General features: G+C 71.9%; 1 protein-coding gene. It reads right to left on the bottom strand.

Features of this window, described 5'->3' with window-relative positions; genetic code table 11:
* Positions 1 to 57: 57 nt before the first annotated feature.
* Complete coding sequence (locus PUR61_RS00285) at positions 58 to 267, bottom strand: hypothetical protein (RefSeq protein WP_329874372.1); 210 nt, start codon at positions 265 to 267, stop codon at positions 58 to 60.
* Positions 268 to 366: the final 99 nt, after the last annotated feature.

Raw genomic sequence — 366 nt, forward strand, 5'->3', positions numbered from 1 at the left:
TCACCGCCGCCCGACTTCGTCGGCGGCCGTCCGTCGGGCCGGCCGCCGACCGGCGTCTCAGCCCAGCTTCTTGGTGACCTTCCGCTCGCTGGCGCACTGCTCGTACCCGAGCCAGGCGTTGATCGCCAGCATCGGCTTCAGGATCGAGGCGGCGTCGATGGCGCCCTCGGCGGCGCCCGCGCCGACCAGGGTGTGCAGCTCGTCGATGAACAGGATGATGTCCCCGCGGGTGCGGATCGCGTCGTAGACGTACGCTTCGGTGGTCACGGTGAGGAGCCTTTCAGACGCGGAGGGTTGCACGGGTGTCCGGGCGGTCGGAAGCCGGTCGGAGCGAGGGGCGGACGGTCGGGCGGACGGTCGGGCGGA

Origin of the sequence: Streptomyces sp. BE20, assembly GCF_036322525.1 — a bacterium.
Lineage (GTDB): Bacteria > Actinomycetota > Actinomycetes > Streptomycetales > Streptomycetaceae > Kitasatospora.